Source organism: Streptomyces xanthii (assembly GCF_014621695.1).
Taxonomy (GTDB): domain Bacteria; phylum Actinomycetota; class Actinomycetes; order Streptomycetales; family Streptomycetaceae; genus Streptomyces; species Streptomyces xanthii.
The window spans coordinates 3,790,171-3,808,849 of sequence record NZ_CP061281.1; the positions used below are offsets into that span (position 1 = coordinate 3,790,171).

An 18,679-nucleotide genomic window follows, 5' to 3' on the forward strand; every position below is an offset into this window, starting at 1 on the left:
AAGATCGTCGGGGCGGACGGACGGGCGGAACCGTCGGGTCCGGTCCGCCCGTCCACCGATGCTATGCGGAAGCCGGCACCGCTGATTCTGCCCGCTCCGCCCGCCGCAGCAAGGCCGCGGCGAGCAGCCCGCCGACGAGCACGGCCACGGCCCCGACCAGCTGACTGGTCTCGAGGCCGGAGGAGAACGCGTCCGCGATCCGGGCCTTCTCCGGCGCCGAGTCCGCGGCCGCGAGCGCCGCCGGGAGCGAGGCCGCCGCGACGGGCACGAGCGCGGCGAACCGGGCGTTGAGGACCGCGCCGAGGACCGCCACCCCCAGGCCGTTGCCGAACTCGGCCAGCGTGCCGTTGACCCCGGCGCCGACGCCCGCCTTCTCCGGCGGGATCGCGCTCATGATCGCGTTGGCCATCGCCGGCATGGCGAGCGCGATGCCCGCGCCCATGATGATCAGCCCCGCCAGCATGCCGCCGTACGCGTCCCCGCCGAGCAGCGCGATCGCCGCGAGGCCCGCCGCCAGGCAGGTCATACCGGCCGCGATGGTCAGCGGCGTGCCCAGCTTGGGCAACAGCTTGGCGCCCAGACCCGTGAGGTTGAGCGCCACGACGGTGAGGGCGAGCGGGGCGGTGCGCAGCCCCGCCTCCAGGGGCCCGTACCCGAGCACGAACTGCAGGTGCTGGGTGAGCAGGAAGAGCGAGCCGCCCATGCCGAACGCGACGAGGATCGCGCCGGCCACCGCCCCCGTGAACTTCTGGTTCCGGAAGAAGTGCATGTCCAGCATCGGGTACGGGATGCGCAGCTCCCACAGCACGAACGCGGCCATGACGACGAGCCCGATCGCGGCCGAGGTGAGCGTCGGCCCCGAGGTCCAGCCCTTGTCGGGGCCCGAGATGATCGCGTAGACGATCCCGGTCATGCCGACGGTGGACAGGAGCGCGCCGAGCAGGTCGGGGCGGTCGCCGCGCGGGTTCTTGGACTCGGGGACGAGCGCGAGCACGGCGATGAGGCCGACGACCGCGACGGGGATGTTGATCAGGAAGATCGCGCCCCACCAGAAGTGGTCGAGCATCACGCCGCCGAGCAGCGGGCCGACGGCGAAGCCCAGCGAGTTCACGGTCGCCCACAGGCCGATCGCCTTGACCCGCTCGGCGTCGTCGAAGATCTGCACGACGACGGCCAGGGTGGTGGTCATCAGCAGCGCGCCGCCGACGCCCATGCCGGCCCGCGCCGCGATCAGCTGGGCGGTGGAGCCGGCGAGGCCCGCGACCAGCGAGCCGACGCCGAACAGGACGAGTCCCGCCGCGAGCATCTTCTTGCGGCCGTAGCGGTCGGCGCTGGAGCCCGCGGTGAGCAGCAGACCCGACTGGACGAGCGAGTAGGCGCTGATCACCCACTGGATGTCGGCCGTCGACGCGTCCAGCTCCCGGGTGAGGGAGGGGATCGCGACGTTCAGCACGGTGTTGTCGAGCAGCACGGTCAGCTGGGCGAGGCAGATGACCCCGAGGATCAGCCAGCGCTGGGGGTGGCCGCCGCCGGCCGGGGGCGCCGTCTGCTCCGGCTGCTCCGGGCTGTTGTGGTTCTCGGCGGTGGTCGCCGTCATGCGGTCTCCTGTCGGTGTCGGTACCGGGCCTCTCCGAACCCGTCTCCCATACACCGTAAGGGGTTACCCTTACGGTGTACAACGACATTTTCGGCGTACCGTTCCCGCATGCCGAATCGCGCTCGCGCGCTCCCCCAAATGGCCCTGTCCGCCGCTCTGTTGAGCCTGATCGCGACCGCCGCCCCGGCCGCCGCCGACACGCCCGGAACGCCTTCGGTCCCCCTGCGCATCGCGACGTACAACATCCACGCCGGGGCCGGGGAGGACAACGTCTTCGACCTCGACCGGCAGGCCGCCGCGCTGCGCGCCCTCGACGCCGACGTGATCGGACTGCAGGAGGTCGACGTCCACTGGGGCGCCCGCAGCCAGGGCCTCGACGTGGCCCGGGAGTTGGCCGACCGGCTCGGGATGCGGGTCGCGTTCGCCCCGATCTACAGCCTGGACCCGGCGGCCGGCGGGCAGCCGCGCCGCGAGTTCGGGGTCGCCGTCCTGTCCCGGTACCGGATCCGCTCCGCCGTCAACCACGACATCACCCGGCTCTCCACCCAGGTCCCGAACCCGGTGCCGGCCCCGGCCCCCGGCTTCGGCGAGGTCACCCTCAAGGTGCGGGGCGTCCCGCTCCAGGTGTTCGTCACCCATCTCGACTACCGGGGCGACCCGTCCGTGCGGACCGCGCAGGTCGCCGACACCCGCCGGATCATGAGCGCCGAGCGCGCGGCCCTGCCCGGCGCCCGCCAGGTCCTGCTCGGCGACTTCAACGCGGCGCCGGCCGCGCCCGAACTGGCCCCGCTGTGGCGGGAGCTGCGCGACGCGGGGCCCGCGACCGGCGGTACGTATCCGGCCGACGCCCCCGTCAACCGGATCGACTACGTCGCGGTCGGCGAGGGCGTCGGCGTGCGGGACGTGACGATCCCGGCGGAGGCGGCCGCCTCCGATCACCGGCCGGTCGTCGCCGACGTGCGGCTCGACCGGTAGACAGGACGGGCTGTCGGATCAGGACTTCGGCCGGCTCAGGTCGTAGAACGTCGCCGTTCCGGCCGTGACCTTCTCGAAGTGCTGCTCGACCCATGACGTGATCGCGGACGAGGAGCCGACCCCGCCCATGCCTCCGCCCATTCCCCCACCGATGAAGTAGTGGATCTTCCCTTCGGCCACGTACTTCTTGAACTGGGCGAGGGTGGGCGACGGGTCGGTGCCGTTGAAGCCGCCGACGGCCATCACCGGGACACCCGTGGCCAGTTGGTAGCTCGCCTGGTTCTGGGAGCCGACGGCCGCGGCCGCCCATGTGTAGGCGTCGGCGTTCTTCAGGAGCAGCCGCTTCGCCTCGGCGCCGACCGTGGCGCCGTCGAGCAGACCGCCCATGCCGCCGCCTCCCGCGCCGCCGGGCCCGCCCTCGGCCATGGCTCCGCCGGGGGAACCGCCCGGGAAGCCGCCGCCCTGCTGCTGACCGGGTCCGTTGCCGGTGGTGGTGCCCGTGCCGGGGCCGGTGCCCTGTGTCCGGCCGCCCGGCGGCTGCATCGCGCCGCCGCCGGCACCGCCCGCGGGTCCACCGGCCCGGCCGCCACCGCCGTCCGGACCCCCGCCCGGGCCACCCCGGCCGCCCATCATGCTCGCGCCGGCCGGGCCCGCCGTGACGATCGACCCGGTGTGCCCCGTGGCCAGCGTGCTGAGCGTGTACGCGGTCGGCCCGGCCAGCGACGCGGCGAGGCCGAGCCCCGCGGCGCCGAGCGCGAGCCCGCGCCCGAACCGGCCCGCGAGCGCGAGCCCCAGGCCCGCCGCGAGCCCGCCGACCAGCACCGCCCAGCGCAGCCACGGCAGATGGTCGGGTGTGCGGCCGAGGAGCACGTACCCCCAGATCCCGGTGACCGCGACGGCCGTGCCGAGCGTCGCCGACCAGACGATCCTGGCCCGCTCCTCCCACAGCACGACCGCACCGGTGCCGATCACCGCGGCGAGGTAGGGCGCCAGGGCCACCGTGTAGTACTGGTGGAAGATGCCGGCCATGAAGCTGAAGACGAGGCCCGTCGTCAGCAGGCAGCCGCCCCAGGCGAGGAAGGCGGCGCGCGCGGTGTCCGTGCGCCGCGCCTTCCGGGTCAGGACGAGCGCCGCGACGAGCAGGATCAGCGCGGCGGGGAGCAGCCAGGCGATCTGGCCGCCGATCTCCGCGTTGAACATCCGGCCGAGACCGGTCTCGCCCCACTGGCCGGTGCCGCCGCCCATGCCACCGCCACCGCCACCGCCACCGCCACCGACGGAGCCGGTCTCGTCGCCGTTGATGCGGCCCAGGCCGTTGTAGCCGAAGGTCAGCTCCAGGAACGAGTTGTTCTGCGAACCGCCGATGTACGGGCGGGAGGCCGCGGGCCAGAGTTCGACGACGGCCACCCACCAGCCGCCCGCGACGGTCATGACGAGCCCGGAGAGGGCCAGTTGGGCGATGCGGCGGCGCAGCCTCACCGGGGCGCAGATCCCGTACAGAAGAGCGAGCGGGGGCAGGATCAGGAAGGCCTGGAGGGTCTTGGCGAGGAAGGCGAGACCGACCGCCGCGCCCGCGCCGACCAGCCACTTCGTGCGGCCCTGCTCCAGCGCGCGCAGCACGCAGTACACCGTGACGGTCATGAGGAGGGCGAGCAGCGCGTCCGGGTTGTTGAACCGGAACATGAGCGCGGCGACCGGGGTCGTGGCGAACACCGCCATCGCGATCAGTCCCGCGGCGGCGCTGAAGCGGCGGCGCACGGCCGCGTAGAGGACGGCCGCCGTGGCCACGCCCATCAGCACCTCGGGCACGAGGATCGCCCAGGAGTTCAGGCCGAAGATCCGCACCGAGAGGGCCATCGGCCACAGGGCGGCCGGGGGCTTGTCGACGGTGATCGCGTTCGCGGCGTCGGACGAGCCGAAGAAGAACGCCTTCCAGCTCTGGCTGCCCGCCTGCACGGCGGCCGAGTAGAAGGAGTTGGCATAGCCGGAGGCGGAGAGGTTCCAGAGGTAGGCGAGGGCGATGACGAGGAGGAGCGCGAGGAACGCGGAGCGGAACCGGCGCGCGTCGGCGGGTCGGGGGTCCGCGGCTGTCGCGGGCGCCGTCAGGGGCTCGGCCGTGGGGGTCTGTGTGGTCATCGTCGGCTCCCGGGAGTGGGCTCGGAGGACACCGCCGGCCGCTCGGCGCGGTCCGGGAAGACCCAGGCGCGCAGCAGCAGGAAGCGCAGCACGGTGGCCGCCAGGTTCGCGGCGATGAGCACCGCCAGTTCGGTGGAGTGCGCGGCGTCGCCGTCGGACGCGGCGCCGAGCGCGAGCAGCGAGCCGCTGGTCAGCACCCATCCGATGCCGAAGACGACGATGCCCTGGGCCTGATGGCGCACGGCGTTCGCCCGGCCCCGCACCCCGAAGGTGAGCCTCCGGTTGGCGGCGGTGTTGGCGACCGCCGAGACGAGCAGCGCGAGCGCGTTGGCGGCCTGCGCCCCGGAGAACGTACGGAAGCCGGTGTAGAGCAGCAGGTACAGCAGGGTCGACAGGCCGCCGACGGCGCAGAAGCCGACGAGCTGACGGGCGAGACCCCGGGGAACGCCGGTCAGCCGGCCGTCGCGCGGGTCGTCGCCGAAGGGGCGCGCGAGGCGGTCGAGGGGGAGGGAGCCGGTGGCGAGCGCCCGGCCGACCCGCCACACCCCCTTCAGGTCCTCGGTCGCCGTCCGCACGATGTGGACGCTGGAGTGCGGGTCGTCGACCCAGTCGACGGGGACCTCGTGGATCCGCAGCCCGGCCCGCTCGGCCAGCACCAGCATCTCCGTGTCGAAGAACCAGCCGGTGTCCTCCACCAGCGGCAGCAGCACCTGCGCCACGTCGCGCCGGATCGCCTTGAAGCCGCACTGGGCGTCGGAGAAGCGGGCCTGGAGCGAGCCGCGCAGGATGAGGTTGTAGGCACGGGACACGAACTCCCGCTTGGGGCCGCGCACCACGCGCGCCGCACGCGAGAGCCGCGAGCCGATCGCCAGGTCCGAGTGCCCGGAGATCAGCGGCGCCACGAGCGGGAGCAGCGCGTTCAGATCGGTGGACAGGTCGACGTCCATGTAGGCGAGGACGGGCGCGTCGGACGCGGACCAGACGGCGCGCAGGGCCCGCCCGCGCCCCTTCTGCTCCAGGCGCACGGAGGCGACGCCGGCCAGCTCGGCGGCCAGCCGGTGCGCGACCCGCGGGGTCGCGTCGGTGGAGGCGTTGTCCGCGACCGTGATCCGGAAGCGGTACGGGAAGGTGCGGTTCAGGTGGGCGTGCAGACGCCGCACACACGCGTCGAGGTCCTTCTCCTCGTTGAAGACGGGGACGACGACGTCCAGGACCGGCACGGCGCCGCTGCCGACGGGAAGGTGCTCCCGCGCCGGCAGCGTCCCCGGCCCGGGGGCGGGTGGAGCGGTGCTCGCAGAAGAGTCGGTTCGCATGCCACCGACCGTCGCCAACTGCTCTGTCAGGGCTGTGTGGTGAGGCTTTGACCCGCCTGTGAGTACGGATGCCCCTGTGAGTGCGGAAGCGTTTCCTGCCGGTCCTGCCCTGTCCGGGCCGGGAGGTGGACGGTGAACACGGTGCGGCCCGGGGCCGAGTCCACGGTCACCGTGCCTCCGTGCGCGGCCGTGACCGCCTGCACGATGGCCAGACCGAGCCCCGTGGAGCCCGCCGTGCGGGAGCGCGAGGAGTCGCCGCGCGCGAACCGCTCGAAGACGTGCGGCAGCAGCTCCGCCGGGATGCCCGGACCGTCGTCCCGCACGTCGAGGCGGACCCACGGCCCGTCCCGGTGCACGCGCGCGGTGACCGTGGTGCCGGGCGGGGTGTGCGTACGGGCGTTGGCCAGCAGGTTGACGAGGACCTGGTGCAGGCGTGCCGGGTCGGCGAGCACCTCGGCCGGTTCGTCGGGCAGGTCGAGCCGCCACACGTGGTCGGGTCCGGCGGCGCGGGCGTCGGCGACCGCGTCCACGACCAGCGGCGACAGGTCCGTCGGCGCGCAGGCGAGGGGGCGGCCCGTGTCGAGCCGGGCGAGCAGCAGCAGGTCCTCGACCAGGCCCGTCATGCGGTGGGCCTCGGACTCGATGCGGCCGAGCGCGTGCCGGGTGTCGGGGCCGGTCGGCTCGTGGCCGCGCCGGGTGAGTTCGGCGTAGCCGCGGATGGAGGCGAGCGGGGTGCGCAGCTCGTGGCTGGCGTCCGCGACGAACCGGCGCACCCGGGTCTCGCTCTGCTGGCGCGCCTCCAGCGCGCCGTGCACGTGGTCGAGCATGCGGTTGAGCGCGGCGCCGACCTGGCCGACCTCGGAACGCGGATCGGCCTCGGTCTCCGGGACGCGCTCGTGCAGGGCCACCTCGCCGCTGTGCAGGGGGAGTTCGGAGACGCGGGTCGCGGTCGCGGCGACCCGGCGCAGCGGGCGCAGCGCGACGCCGACCATGACGGCGCCGGTCACCCCGGCCGCGAGCAGGCCCGCGCCCGTCACGGAGGCCTCGATGAGGACGAGCCGGTTCAGGGTCGCGTCGATGTCCGTGGAGGGGAGGCCGACGAGCAGGCTGCCGTCCCCGCTCGACTGGACGCGGTAGTCGCCGAGTCCGGGCAGGGAGACGCTGTGCGCGCGCCCGTCGCGGGGGACCGACGCGAGGGCGTCCGTCTGGGCGCCGGTCAGCTCGGTGGTGCGGGTGGGGGAGTCCTGCTCGGAACGCTCCGCGCGGGTGAGGGAGCCGCCGGCGCCGACCAGCGCGCCCACGGTGTCGCCGCCCCCGGGGCCCGGCAGGCCCAGGAACGACAGGTCGTCCGCCCGGCTGTCCGCCCCGGGCTCCCGGCCGCCGGGCCCGTCGCCGCGGGCGGCCATGTGGACGACCTGATCGACCTTGCCGTCCAGCTGCGCGTACAGATACGTGTGCAGTGCCAGCGTCGTCACCGTGCCGATCACCACCGCGACGAGCGCGATCAGGCCGACGGCGGTGACGACGAGCCGGGTCCGCAGGGTCCGGACGCGCGGCGCCGCGGCCCGCCTCACGGCACCGGCGTCGCGGCGGGCTTGATCAGGTACCCGGCGCCGCGCCGGGTGTGGATCATCGGCTCGCGCCCGGCGTCGATCTTGCGCCGCAGGTACGAGATGTACAGCTCGACGACGTTGGCCCGGCCGCCGAAGTCGTAGCTCCAGACCCGGTCCAGGATCTGCGCCTTGCTGAGCACGCGCCGCGGATTGCGCATCAGGAAGCGCAGCAGCTCGAACTCGGTGGCGGTGAGGTGGATGTGGGTGCCGCCGCGCTCCACGTCGTGGCTGTCCTCGTCGAGCGACAGGTCGCCCACGACGAGCACGGAGTCGCTGTGCCGCTCGGCCGTGCCGATCCTGCGGATCAGGCCGCGCAGCCGCGCGACCACCTCCTCCAGGCTGAACGGCTTGGTGACGTAGTCGTCGCCGCCCGCCGTGAGCCCCGCGATCCGGTCCTCGACAGCGTCCTTCGCCGTCAGGAACAGCACCGGCACGTCCGGCAGCTCGCGGCGCAGCCGGCCGAGCACGCTCAGCCCGTCCATGTCCGGCAGCATCATGTCCAGCACGACGGCGTCCGGCCGGAACTCCCGCGCGCTGCGCACGGCCCCGGCCCCGTCACCGGCCGACCTGATCTGCCAGCCCTCGTAGCGCAGCGCCATCGACAACAGCTCGGTGATGGACTGTTCGTCGTCCACCACGAGCACCCGGACGGGCCTGCCGTCCGGCTTCAGCAGTTCGGTTCGCCCCTGGGGCGCGGCTGTGGTCATGGCACCACCCTGCGACCGCCCTCTGAGAAGCCCCTTTCCTGAACCTGTGAAAACCCTGAGAAACACACAGCGGGCTCTCAGCCGAGGAACAGCTTCTCCCCGTTGTCGTGGCACACGGCCCGCACCCACGCGCTGCCGAGCCCCAGCCCCTCGATCGCCTCCAGCTGGTGCACGTACGGGTACGGGATGTTCGGGAAGTCCGTGCCGAGCAGCACCCGGTCCCCGAGATCCGCAAGCCGGCCGCGCTCCCGTGCGGGGAACGGCATGCGCTCCTCGCAGAAGTCCGTGAACGCCATCGTGGTGTCGAGCCGCACCTCCCCGTACCGCTCGGCCAGGTCCAGGAACTCGGTGTACTCCGGCATCCCCAGATGCGCGACGATCAGCGGCAGCCGCGGATGCCGCTCCAACACCTTCGCGATCGGCTCGGGCCCGGTGTGCTTGCCGGGCGCGGGACCCGAACCGCAGTGCGTCACCACCGGCACCCCGGCCTCGGCGAGCAGCCCCCACACGGGGTCGAGCAGCGGATCGGCCGGGTCGTACGCGCCCACCTGCACATGCGCCTTGAAGATCCGCGCCCCGTCCTCGACCGCGCGCCGCACATACGCCTCGGCGCCCGGCTCGGGGAAGAACGTCGCCGTGTGCAGGCAGTCCGGTGTGCGGGCGGCGAACTCCGCCGACCAGCCGTTGAGCCACTGCGCCATCCCCGCCTTGTGCGGATAGAGCATCGACGTGAACGCGCGCACCCCGAACTCCCGCAGCCGCGCGAGCCGCCGGTCCTCCTCCTCGCGGTACGTGATCGGCCACGGGGAGCCGGTCAGCGGGCCCGCCGAGTCGAAGTACGCCCACACCTTGCGCAGCACCCGCTCCGGCATGAAGTGCGTGTGCACGTCGACGAGTCCGGGCAGCCCGTGCCGCTCACGGAACGCGGCGACCCGGGCGGCCTCGTCCCCGCCCCCGCCCTCGCCCTCGCCCGGCTCAGTCACGCTTCCATCCATGGCTGCGCACGACCTCTCCCACGTGCACCGTGTACTCCTCGTACCACTCGGCGCGGCCCTGCTTCTGCGCGCCGCGGTGCTCGCCCACGGACCGCCACGCCTTGATCGCCTCGGCGTCGCGGAAGTAGGAGACCGTGATCCCGAGTCCGCCCGGAGTCCGCGCGGACTCGTGCCCGAGGTAGCCCGGGATCTCCTTCACCAGGTCCCTCATCCGCACCGCCGTCTCGGCGTAGCCCTCGTCGTCCTCGGTGCGGACGGAGGTGAACACGACGACGTGGTACGGGGGTTCGAAGGGAGGCTGCGGTCGAACCGGCGCGGGCGCATCTCTGTGATCACTCATGCCCCCACGTTCACCGCTCCCGCCGCTTCCTGTCCACACCCTTTCCGAACGGGGGCCTTCCCTTGACCCTCCGGTCTCCGAACCCCGGGCGCACGACCCGGCAGAGCGACGCTCACAGCCCACCCGAGTCCGCTCAGAACAGCCCCCCTTGAACCCCGTGGACCTCCCGCACCGCCACCTCCGCGACCGCCTCCGCCCCGACCCCCTCCAACGGCCACCCCGCCAACCCCCGCGCGTCCACGGCGAGCCGTCTCCCGCCCGCCTCCACCAGATGCAGATCCGGCCCCGCGGCGGCCACCACGACCCCGGCCACCACCGCCCCCTCCACGACCCCGCTCACGACCCCGTCCAGCCCGTCGACCGCCCCGAGCCCGAACACCCCCGCGTGATCCACCACCCGGCACGGCACCCGGTCCAACGACTCCGGCCACCCCGCCAGCCCCCCGGCGACCGCGTGCGCCCGCTCCAACTCCGCCCCTCTCTCCTCCGTCCCCCCGAGCCCCGCCCGCACCATCCGCTTCCTCTCGTACGGGATCCGGTCCGGCACCCCGAGCCCGACCCGCAGCAGCTCCTCTGCCCGCCGCGCGGCCATCAGCGGCCCCTCCCCGAGCCACGTGAACGCCACCGCCCCCTGCTCCAGGAGCCGCGCCGCGCCCCGGTCGGCCCGCGTGATCCCCACCTTCACCAGCCCCTCCCCGAACCAGGCCAGATACACCCGGTACGGCCGCGGATCATCGGCCAGCGTGTCCGCCGCGACCGACCGCGCCCGGTCGATCCCCGCGCACTCCGCGCACTGCGCCCGCGTCCCCCGCTCCGACACCGCGTCCCACCCCGGACACGGCGTGCGCCGCCCGCCCCGCCACACCCCGAGACACCTGCGCGGCCCGCAGACCCGGAACGCCAGCCGCTCTCCGAACCGCACCGCGCTCGCCCGCTCCGCCGCCGCCCCCGACCACCACCCGAACTCCGGCCCGTCCGCACCCCACCGCATCCCCGTGCACCACCACGTCATACGGCCAGGATGGCGCACGCCACTGACAATCCCCGGGCCGCTCGGGCCGGGGCCGACTAGGATCCGGACCATGTCCGTGAGCCTGAACGACGTGGACCGGTTCGAGGCCGCGAGGCCCCGCCTGCAGGCCATCGCGTACCGCCTCCTCGGTTCCGCGAGCGAGGCCGAGGACGCCGTGCAGGACACGTATCTGCGCTGGCAGGCCGCCGACCCCGGACACATCGAGGTCCCCGAGGCCTGGCTCACCAAGGTCCTCACCAACCTGTGCCTCAACCAGCTGACCTCGGCCCGCGCCCGCCGCGAGACCTACGTCGGCCAGTGGCTGCCCGAGCCGCTGCTGCCCGGCGACCCGATGCTCGGCCCGGCCGACACCGCCGAGCGCCGCGAGTCCGTCTCGTACGCCGTCCTCACGCTCCTGGAGCGGCTCACCCCGAACGAGCGGGCGGTGTACGTGCTGCGCGAGGCGTTCGACTACCCGCACCGGGAGATCGCCGAGATCCTCGACATCAGCGAGTCGTCCAGCCAGCAGATCCTGCACCGGGCGAAGAAGCACGTCGCCGACGGCACGCCCCGCGCGCCGCGCACCGAGATCGACGAGGCGAGCGCCCAGCGCATCGTCGAGGAGTTCCTGGCCGCCGCCACGAGCGGCCGCACCGAGCCCCTCGTCAAGCTCCTCACCTCGGACGCCATCGCGATCGGCGACGGCGGCGGGAAGGTGCCCGCCCGCGCGAGCGCGTTCGAGGGCGCGAAGGCCGTGGCCACGTTCATGCGCGGCCTGTTCAAGCCGGGCAAGGCCAAGCGCGCCATCACGGGCGGTCCGGCCGACATCTACGCGACGACGGCCAACGGCGCCCCCGCGGTCGTGGCGGTCGTCGGCGGCCACGTCATCGGCGTCATGTGCCTGGAGATGGCCGACGGGCACGTCGCGGCCGTCCGCAGCCAGGTGAACCCGGACAAGCTGGAGCGCGCGACCCGCGTCTGGGCCGCCACGGACCACGGAGAACCCCTGATCACAGCCTTCTGACCCAGATGTGACCCAGGTCACACTCCACTCCTGTCAGGAATCGACGGGCCGCCCGGTTCAAGGGGCGAAACCGTCAGAGACAGGAGCTGGACATGCAGCAGCACCGCATCATCGTTCTCGGGGCCGGATACACCGGAGCCATCGCCGCGGGACGCCTGGCCAAGCGCCTGCACCGCGACGACGTCTCGATCACCCTCGTCAACGCGGAGCCCGACTTCGTCGAGCGCGTCCGCATGCACCAGCTGGCGGCCGGCCAGGACCTGACGCCCCGCCCCTTCGCCGAGATGTTCGCGGGCACCGGCGTCACCCTGAAGCTCGCGAAGGTCACCGGCATCGACGTCGGCGGAAAGACCGTCACGGTCACCGCCGACGGCGCCTCCCCCGAGGAACTCGCCTACGACACCCTCGTCTACGCCCTCGGCAGCGCCTGGAACACCCACGGCGTCCCCGGCACCACCGAGCACGCCCACCAGATCGCGAGCCGCCCCGGCGCGCTCCGGCTGCGCGAGCGCCTGGCCGAGCTGCCCGCCGGCGGGACCGTCACCGTCGTCGGCGGCGGCCTGACCGGCCTGGAGGCCGCCACGGAGATCGCCGAGTCCCGCCCGGACCTCTCCGTCGCCCTGGCCGCCCGCGGCGAACTCGGCGACTGGCTCTCCCCCAAGGGCCGCCGCCACCTGCGCAAGGTCTGCGCCGGACTCGGCATCACCGTGCACGAGAACACCGCCGTCACCGAGGTCGGCCCCGACACGGTCACCACCGCCGACGGGACCGCGCTCCCCGCCGACGTCACGGTCTGGACGACCGGCTTCGCCGTCCACCCGCTCGCCCGCGCCACCGCCCTGGAACTCGGCGACACCGGCCAGATCGTCGTCGACGACACGATGCGCTCGGTCTCCCACCCCGACGTGTACGCGATCGGCGACGCCGCCCTCGCCATGGGCGCCGGCGACAAGCCGCTGCGCATGTCCTGCGCCTCCGGCACCCCGACCGCCTGGCAGGCCGCCGACTCGATCGCCGCGCGCCTCACCGGCGGCAAGCTCCCCCACGCCCCGCTGCGCTACTTCAACCAGTGCATCTCGCTGGGCCGCAAGGAGGGCCTGATCCAGTACGTCACCGCCGACGACCACGCGGTCAACGCCGCCCTGACCGGCCGCCTCGCCGCCCTCTACAAGGAACTGATCTGCAAGGGCGCGGCCTGGGGCGTGGCCAACCCGACGATGGGCCTCCCGACCCGGCGCCGCCGCGTCACCGACACCGTCCGGACCGCGACCACGGAGCCGGCCGAGGTCCCGGCCTGAAACGCGAGAGGCCCCGGACTCTCGTCCGGGGCCTCTCACTCGATGTGCACTCGGCAGGATTCGAACCTGCAACCTTCTGATCCGTAGTCAGATGCTCTATCCGTTAAGCTACGAGTGCTTGTTTTGTTGTCGTCTCCGTTCCCGGCCTTTCGGCCTGTCCCGGCGACAGGAAGAACATTACATGACTGCCGCCGTCATGTGAAATCCATTGGGTCCACCCCTTGTGACCTGCGAAAACGTGCCTGACGGGCGCTGGGCGCCGACGGCGGGCGCGGCTCCGCGAGCCCCACGGACGGCCAAGAAACAGCACGGCGGAAACAGCGAAGCCCCGGTCCTGGTGGACCGGGGCTTCGGATCTTGCTGCGGAGGCGGAGGGATTTGAACCCTCGATGGGCTTTAAGGCCCAAACCGCATTAGCAGTGCGGCGCCATAGACCGGACTAGGCGACGCCTCCAGCACAAACCCTCCGCGCGAACGCGTCGAGTTGCGTGCAGATGATGACACAGCTCAGGGCGCGTCACCAATCGCCCCCCACGGTACTAGGAGGGCAGGCCAGAGGGCAAAGCCCCCGCGCGGCGCGCAACGTCGCGGCGGTCCGGGCGTTAGACACGGCATGTTGCTGCGTCGTTTCTCCTCCCGCACGTCCGCGTCGCCGTCCCGCACCGCGGCCCGCCTGCTGCTCACCGCCGCCGCCTCCGCCGCGGCCCTCGGCGCCTCGCTGCCCGCCGCCGCGCACGCCGACACCGGGCCCATCCGCACCGCCCCCGGCCCGGTCGGCCTGCTCGACGGTCTCCTCCCGCAGGGCCCGGCCGCCGCCCCCGACCAGCTGCGGCTCACGGTCAGCGACTCGGGCAACGGCAACGACGGCAGGTACGAGCTGCGCTGCGCCCCCGCCGGCGGCACGCACCCGGACGCGGCCGCGGCCTGTGCGCGGCTCGACGAGATCGAGAACGAGGGGCAGGACCCGTTCGCCCCCGCGGCCAAGGACCAGCTCTGCACCATGCAGTACGGCGGCCCCGCGACAGCGCACATCACCGGCACCTGGCACGGCCGCCCGGTCGACGCCTCGTACAGCCTGGCGGACGGCTGCCAGATCGCCCGGTGGCGGCAGCTGAGCCCCGTGCTGCCCGCGACCGCCCCGTGACCCAGGGTCCATCGGTCACAGCGTCATGACCCGGCGCGCCCGGGATCCCCACATCCTCTACGTGGGCTCCCTCTCATCCGGCGTCGCGAGCGCAACCACTGCCCGTAGACTCCCTCCCGAGACACGTCGCGCGCCGCGGGGCAAAGAGGGCCCGTGCGGTGGACGGGTCGCGGTATAGCGGTACATCAGGGAGGAAGCGTCGTCGTGAGCAGCAGGCCATCCCGAGGCGCTGCTCGCCTCGCAGCCATACTCGACGCACTGCCGGACGCGTTGGTGCTGGTCAACACCAACGGGACCGTCGTCAACGCCAATTCGATCGCACTTGAGGCATTTGAGGCCCCGGGCACCGCGCTCGTCGGGCGCGGACTGCTCGACCTGCTGCCTGAGTTCGACTCGCGGCTGATCCCCGGCTCGATGCGCCGCCCGGACACCGTCACCGACGAGCGCGGCCGCACCAAGCCGACCCGGATGATGGCCCGCCGCACCGACGGCAGCGAGTTCCCGGTCGAGGTCACCTCCGCGAATCTGGCGGACGGCGCGCGCGACGCGGTGGACCCCTATGGCACCGGCGGGCTCGGTGGCGGCGGCTACAGCGGCTCCGAGCTGCTCATGCTCGTCGTCCGCGACCTCTCCGGCACCCTCGACACCGAGGCCGAACTGGCCCGCTCGCAGCGGCAGACCGAGATGATCCTGCGGGCCGCGGCCGAGGGTGTCGTCGGCACCGACACCGACGGGCGCATCGTCCTGGTCAACCCGGCCGCCGCGCAGATCCTCGGCTTCCGTGCCAGCGATCTCGGCGGCAAGGAGCTGCACACCCTCGTCCTGCACTCGCGCGCGGACGGCGACCCGTTCCCGTACGAGGAGTCGCCGCTCGCCGACACCCTGCGTTCCGGGCGCAAGCACCGGGTGCGCGGGCAGGTCCTGTGGGCCAAGAGCGGCGAGAAGGTGCCCGTCGACATGACGACGGCGCCGGTGCGCGACGGGGACCAACTGGTCGGCGCGGTGATGACGTTCACCGACCGCCGACCCTTCGACCAGCTCGTGACCGAGCACGCGCAGGAGCTGGCGCGGCGCGACGAGGAGGCCGAGAAGGAGCGCGAGGAGCGCGCGGCCGAACTGGAGCGGGTGCGCGAGGAGCTGACCTCCGAGCTCGCCTCCGTCCGCGAGGACCTGACCGGGGAGCTGGCCGCCGCGCGCGAGCAGCACGCGGAGGAGCTGTCGGCCGAGCGGGAGCGCGGCGCCGCGTTCGCCGAGCGGGAGAAGGACCGGTTCGAGGCACTGGCGGCCCGTCACGCGCAGCTGCTCGCCGTCCTCGACCAGTCCCTGCGCGGTCCCCTGGAGGAGCTGCGCCGGGAGCTCGGGCAGCTCGCGGCGGACGACGCGGGCCAGCTGTGGCCGGAGGCCAACCAGGTGCTCCACCACCTGTCGGCCGGCTACTCCCGTATGACGACGCTGGTCGACAACGTGCTGGCGTACCAGCTCCTCGACACCGACGACGAGAAGCTCGCCCGTGTGCCCGCGATGCTGGACGCCGTCGTGGCGGCCGGTGTCGACGGGGCCGTCGAGCTGATCGGGCCCGGCCGGGTCCAGTTCGCCGTGCACGCGCCGCCGATCGAGGCCGAGGTCGACGCGGGGCGCCTCGCGACCGCGCTCGCCCACCTGATCGCCGATGTCGCCGGGATCGACGCGACGGGCAACTCGCGGGCCGTGGCGGGCGGCGGTTACGTCGACTCGACCGTCGTGGTGGCCGCGGCCCAGCGCGGGGACAGCGTCCGCATCGAGGTGCGCGGCCCCTACTCGGGCGGCGACCCGGTGCACGAGCCGATCGTCCGGGGCATCGTGCGGGCGCACGGCGGTGTGCTGCAGACGCACGAGGTGCCGGGTATGAGCGGCAGCGCGTACGTCCTCGAGGTGCCGATCGGGGGCGGGGCCGGGGTGGTTCCCGCCGCTCCCGCTCCCACGGCCGAGCCCTCCGCCGTCGCGCCGGAGGCCGACGCCGCGCAGGACGTGCCGGCGCAGGCCACGCGGGGTGGGCGCCGCCGTGCGCGCCGGGCCTCCGGGCCCTCGGTGGACGCGTTCCTGGAGAGCGGTCTCGCCGAGCCGCCCGCCGCCGGTGGCGGTACGGGCCGGCGGCGCGGGCGCCGTGCCGCCGAGGAGCCGCCGGTGGCCGGTGCCGGGGCTTCCTCCGGTGAGCAGGCGTCTGTCGGGTCCGGTGTCGCGGTGCGCGGTGACGTGCCCGTCGAGGCCGGTGGCGCCGAGGGGGCCGGGCGTCCCGAGCTGCCCGTGGCGCAGGACGCCCCTGTCGGTCCTGCGGATTCCGGCGCACCGTCCTCCGGGACCGGGCGTCGGCGCGCGCGTCGCGCCGACGACGACGGCGGTGCGGTGGAGCACGCGGCGGCCCAGGGCGCGGTCGTGACCTCAGCCGAACACGCGGCGGGCTCCCCGGCCCTCGGCGAGGCGGTGCCGCCGCAGGGCGTGCCCGCGCCGACCGGGCGGCGCGCTCGGCGGGACGGGGCGCAGGAGCAGCACGCGCTGCCCGCGCTGCCGTCGGCGGCCGCGCACGAGACCCCGGGCGCGGGGGCGAACGCGCTGGAGCCGGCCGAGGCCGGTGCCGCGGCGCAGCCTTCCGGGCGCCGGGCGCGCCGCGCGCTGGGCACCGCGCAGACTGCGGCCCCCGCCTCCTCGCAGCAGCCGCGGGAGGCGTTCGCGCTGCCTCCGGCGGAGGCCGACCGCACGCCGCAGCCGGTACCTCAGCCGGTGCAGCCCCAGCCCGTGCAGCCTCAGGCGTCCGTGCCTGGTCAGGTGCCGTTCGTCGTTCCGTCCGTGCCCGGCGCGGCGTCGCAGGACGAGCCGCAGGCCCCGCCTGCTCCGGCGCCGGTCGCGGCTCCGACCGTGGCCCCGATGCAGTTCGAGGACGACGGCGACGATGCCGAGGACACCGGCGTGGCCGGTGCCTCTGACGGTGCCGGTGCGCCGGGCGCTCAGCCCGTCGCGGACGAGCCCCAGCAGCACGCGTCGGCCGAGCCGGACCCGGCCCAGGACCACACCCCGCCGCAGCCGCACCCGGCCCAGCCGACGCCCGCCCGGGGCACTCCGGCGCCGCAGCAGCAGCCACCTCAGCAGGCCCCGCAGCAGGCGCGGGCCGCTCAGCCGCTGCCCGCTGAGGCCCCGCAGTCCCCGCAGCCTCCGACGGGTGACACGAACTCGACGCAGGGCCGCGCCTTCAGCGTGCGCACGCTCGGCCAGGGCGTACCGTTCGGGCGCCAGATCGCCGAGCAGCAGCGCCGAGGTCAGACGCCGGGCCCGGTTCCCGGATCCGTGCCGCCGCAGGCACCCGCGCAGGCCGGGGCGACCCCGCCGCAGGGCGTGCCGCAGCCGGCGGACGGTCACTCGCAGGGCGGTGGCACGACGAGCGGTTCGGGCCGGCGGCGCAAGCTGTCGACCCGGCCGGACCAGCCCGAGGCCCCCGGCGCGCAGACGCCCCCGCAGGGCACGGCCACGGCCACCCCGGCGACGGCACCCGCGCCCGCAGCGGCACCGGCCCCCGCGCCGAACGCCGCCCGCCCGCACCCGCAGCCGCCCCGGCTGTCCCCGAACGCCTCGGAGGGCGCCGGCCGTTCCTACGCGATCGGCGCCCCCGACCAGAACGCGGCGGAGGGCCCCGAGCCGCTCGACGGTCCCGGCGGTGCCGTGGAGATCGCCAACCGGCCTCAGCCGCAGCCGATGGACGACGAGCTGCCCCCGGAGCCGCTGGACAACCCGCGCCGCCTCCTGGTGTGGCCCGCCCCGGACGTGACGACCCAGCAGGCGCTGAGCGACCGCGGCTACCGCCCGGTGACCGTGCACTCGCGCGAGGAGGTCGACGCGCAGATCGCGGCGTTCCCCGCCGCGCTGTTCGTGGACCCGCTGACCGGGCCGATCACCCGGACCGCGCTGCAGTCGCTGCGCCAGGCCGCCGTCGCCGCCGAGGTGCCGGTCCTGGTGACGGCGGGCCTCGGACAGGCGACGCGCGAGGCCGCGTACGGGGCCGACCCCGCCGTGCTCCTGAAGGCGCTGGCCCCGCGCGACAGCGAGCAGCACCCGCCGCGGGTCCTGCTCATCGAGGAGCACGAGGAGATCGCGCTCGCCCTGACCGCCACGCTGGAGCGGCGCGGGATGCAGGTGGCGCGGGCCGCGAGCGACGCGGACGCGGTGACGCTGGCGGGCCAGATGCGGCCCAACCTGGTCGTGATGGATCTGCTCCAGGTCCGCCGCCGGCGCGCGGGCATCATCGACTGGCTGCGGGCGAACGGGCAGTTGAACCGCACGCCGCTCGTCGTCTACACGGCCGCCGTCGACGAGGCGGACCTGCCACGACTGGCGGCGGGGGAGACGGTGCTGTTCCTCGCGGAGCGCTCGACGAGCGACGAGGTACAGGGCCGGATCGTGGACCTGCTGGCGAAGATCGGCACGAACTGACGATCCGCTGAGCGCGCACGGAACAGGGGCGGCCCCGAGGCGGGGCCGCCCCTGTTTCACGTGAAAC

General features: G+C 74.2%; 13 protein-coding genes and 2 tRNA genes. 5 read left to right on the plus strand and 10 right to left on the minus strand.

What is annotated here, in order from left to right:
• Positions 1-61: 61 nt before the first annotated feature.
• Positions 62-1,597, minus strand: coding sequence for an MFS transporter (locus IAG42_RS17205; protein ID WP_188337864.1), 1,536 nt, complete (start codon positions 1,595-1,597; stop codon positions 62-64).
• 108 nt (positions 1,598-1,705) lie between these two features.
• Between IAG42_RS17205 and IAG42_RS17210 the strand changes: the two genes are divergently transcribed.
• A complete protein-coding gene (locus IAG42_RS17210; RefSeq protein WP_188337865.1) occupies positions 1,706-2,572 on the plus strand; it encodes an endonuclease/exonuclease/phosphatase family protein in 867 nt (288 codons plus the stop codon).
• Positions 2,573-2,590: 18 nt separating this feature from the next.
• Here the strand turns inward: IAG42_RS17210 and IAG42_RS17215 are convergent, their stop codons facing one another.
• The 7 genes from IAG42_RS17215 to IAG42_RS17245 all read right to left on the minus strand — a co-directional run bounded on the left by IAG42_RS17215 (position 2,591) and on the right by IAG42_RS17245 (position 10,688).
• Positions 2,591-4,708 carry an ArnT family glycosyltransferase gene (locus IAG42_RS17215; protein WP_188337866.1) on the minus strand — a complete coding sequence of 706 codons (2,118 nt, stop codon included), beginning with the start codon at positions 4,706-4,708 and terminating at the stop codon, positions 2,591-2,593.
• Positions 4,705-6,021 carry a glycosyltransferase gene (locus IAG42_RS17220; RefSeq protein ID WP_188337867.1) on the minus strand — a complete coding sequence of 439 codons (1,317 nt, stop codon included), beginning with the start codon at positions 6,019-6,021 and terminating at the stop codon, positions 4,705-4,707. Before IAG42_RS17220 ends, IAG42_RS17215 begins: the two co-directional genes overlap by 4 nt.
• Before the next feature lie 26 nt (positions 6,022-6,047).
• Positions 6,048-7,595, minus strand: a complete 1,548-nt coding sequence (locus tag IAG42_RS17225) for a sensor histidine kinase (RefSeq protein WP_223206040.1) — start codon at positions 7,593-7,595, stop codon at positions 6,048-6,050.
• The gene (locus tag IAG42_RS17230; RefSeq protein ID WP_188337868.1) at positions 7,592-8,341 is read right to left on the minus strand and encodes a response regulator transcription factor; all 750 of its coding nucleotides are present in this window, start codon (positions 8,339-8,341) and stop codon (positions 7,592-7,594) included. The genes IAG42_RS17225 and IAG42_RS17230 overlap by 4 nt, the downstream gene beginning before the upstream one ends.
• Positions 8,342-8,418: 77 nt before the next feature.
• Positions 8,419-9,336: an amidohydrolase family protein gene (locus IAG42_RS17235; RefSeq protein ID WP_188337869.1), complete on the minus strand. Its 918-nt coding sequence runs from the start codon at positions 9,334-9,336 to the stop codon at positions 8,419-8,421.
• Positions 9,317-9,676: an antibiotic biosynthesis monooxygenase family protein gene (locus IAG42_RS17240; protein ID WP_188337870.1), complete on the minus strand. Its 360-nt coding sequence runs from the start codon at positions 9,674-9,676 to the stop codon at positions 9,317-9,319. Before IAG42_RS17240 ends, IAG42_RS17235 begins: the two co-directional genes overlap by 20 nt.
• Before the next feature lie 133 nt (positions 9,677-9,809).
• Entirely contained in the window at positions 9,810-10,688 is an 879-nt protein-coding gene (locus tag IAG42_RS17245) for a DUF2797 domain-containing protein (protein WP_188337871.1), read from the minus strand.
• Between the two features lie 70 nt (positions 10,689-10,758).
• Between IAG42_RS17245 and sigJ the strand changes: the two genes are divergently transcribed.
• Positions 10,759-11,712, plus strand: a complete 954-nt coding sequence (gene sigJ / locus IAG42_RS17250) for an RNA polymerase sigma factor SigJ (RefSeq protein WP_188337872.1) — start codon at positions 10,759-10,761, stop codon at positions 11,710-11,712.
• Positions 11,713-11,804: 92 nt separating this feature from the next.
• Positions 11,805-13,010 carry an NAD(P)/FAD-dependent oxidoreductase gene (locus IAG42_RS17255; protein ID WP_188337873.1) on the plus strand — a complete coding sequence of 402 codons (1,206 nt, stop codon included), beginning with the start codon at positions 11,805-11,807 and terminating at the stop codon, positions 13,008-13,010.
• Positions 13,011-13,055: 45 nt separating this feature from the next.
• Here the strand turns inward: IAG42_RS17255 and IAG42_RS17260 are convergent.
• Positions 13,056-13,128 (minus strand) — tRNA-Arg (locus IAG42_RS17260).
• A 245-nt stretch (positions 13,129-13,373) separates the two neighbouring features.
• Positions 13,374-13,464 (minus strand) — tRNA-Ser (locus tag IAG42_RS17265).
• Positions 13,465-13,623: 159 nt separating this feature from the next.
• Between IAG42_RS17265 and IAG42_RS17270 the strand changes: the two genes are divergently transcribed.
• Together IAG42_RS17270 and IAG42_RS17275 are read left to right on the plus strand one after the other, a co-directional pair.
• Complete coding sequence (locus IAG42_RS17270) at positions 13,624-14,154, plus strand: SSI family serine proteinase inhibitor (RefSeq protein WP_188337874.1); 531 nt, start codon at positions 13,624-13,626, stop codon at positions 14,152-14,154.
• 204 nt (positions 14,155-14,358) lie between these two features.
• A complete protein-coding gene (locus tag IAG42_RS17275) occupies positions 14,359-18,612 on the plus strand; it encodes a response regulator (RefSeq protein WP_188337875.1) in 4,254 nt (1,417 codons plus the stop codon).
• The last annotated feature ends 67 nt before the right edge of the window (positions 18,613-18,679 follow it).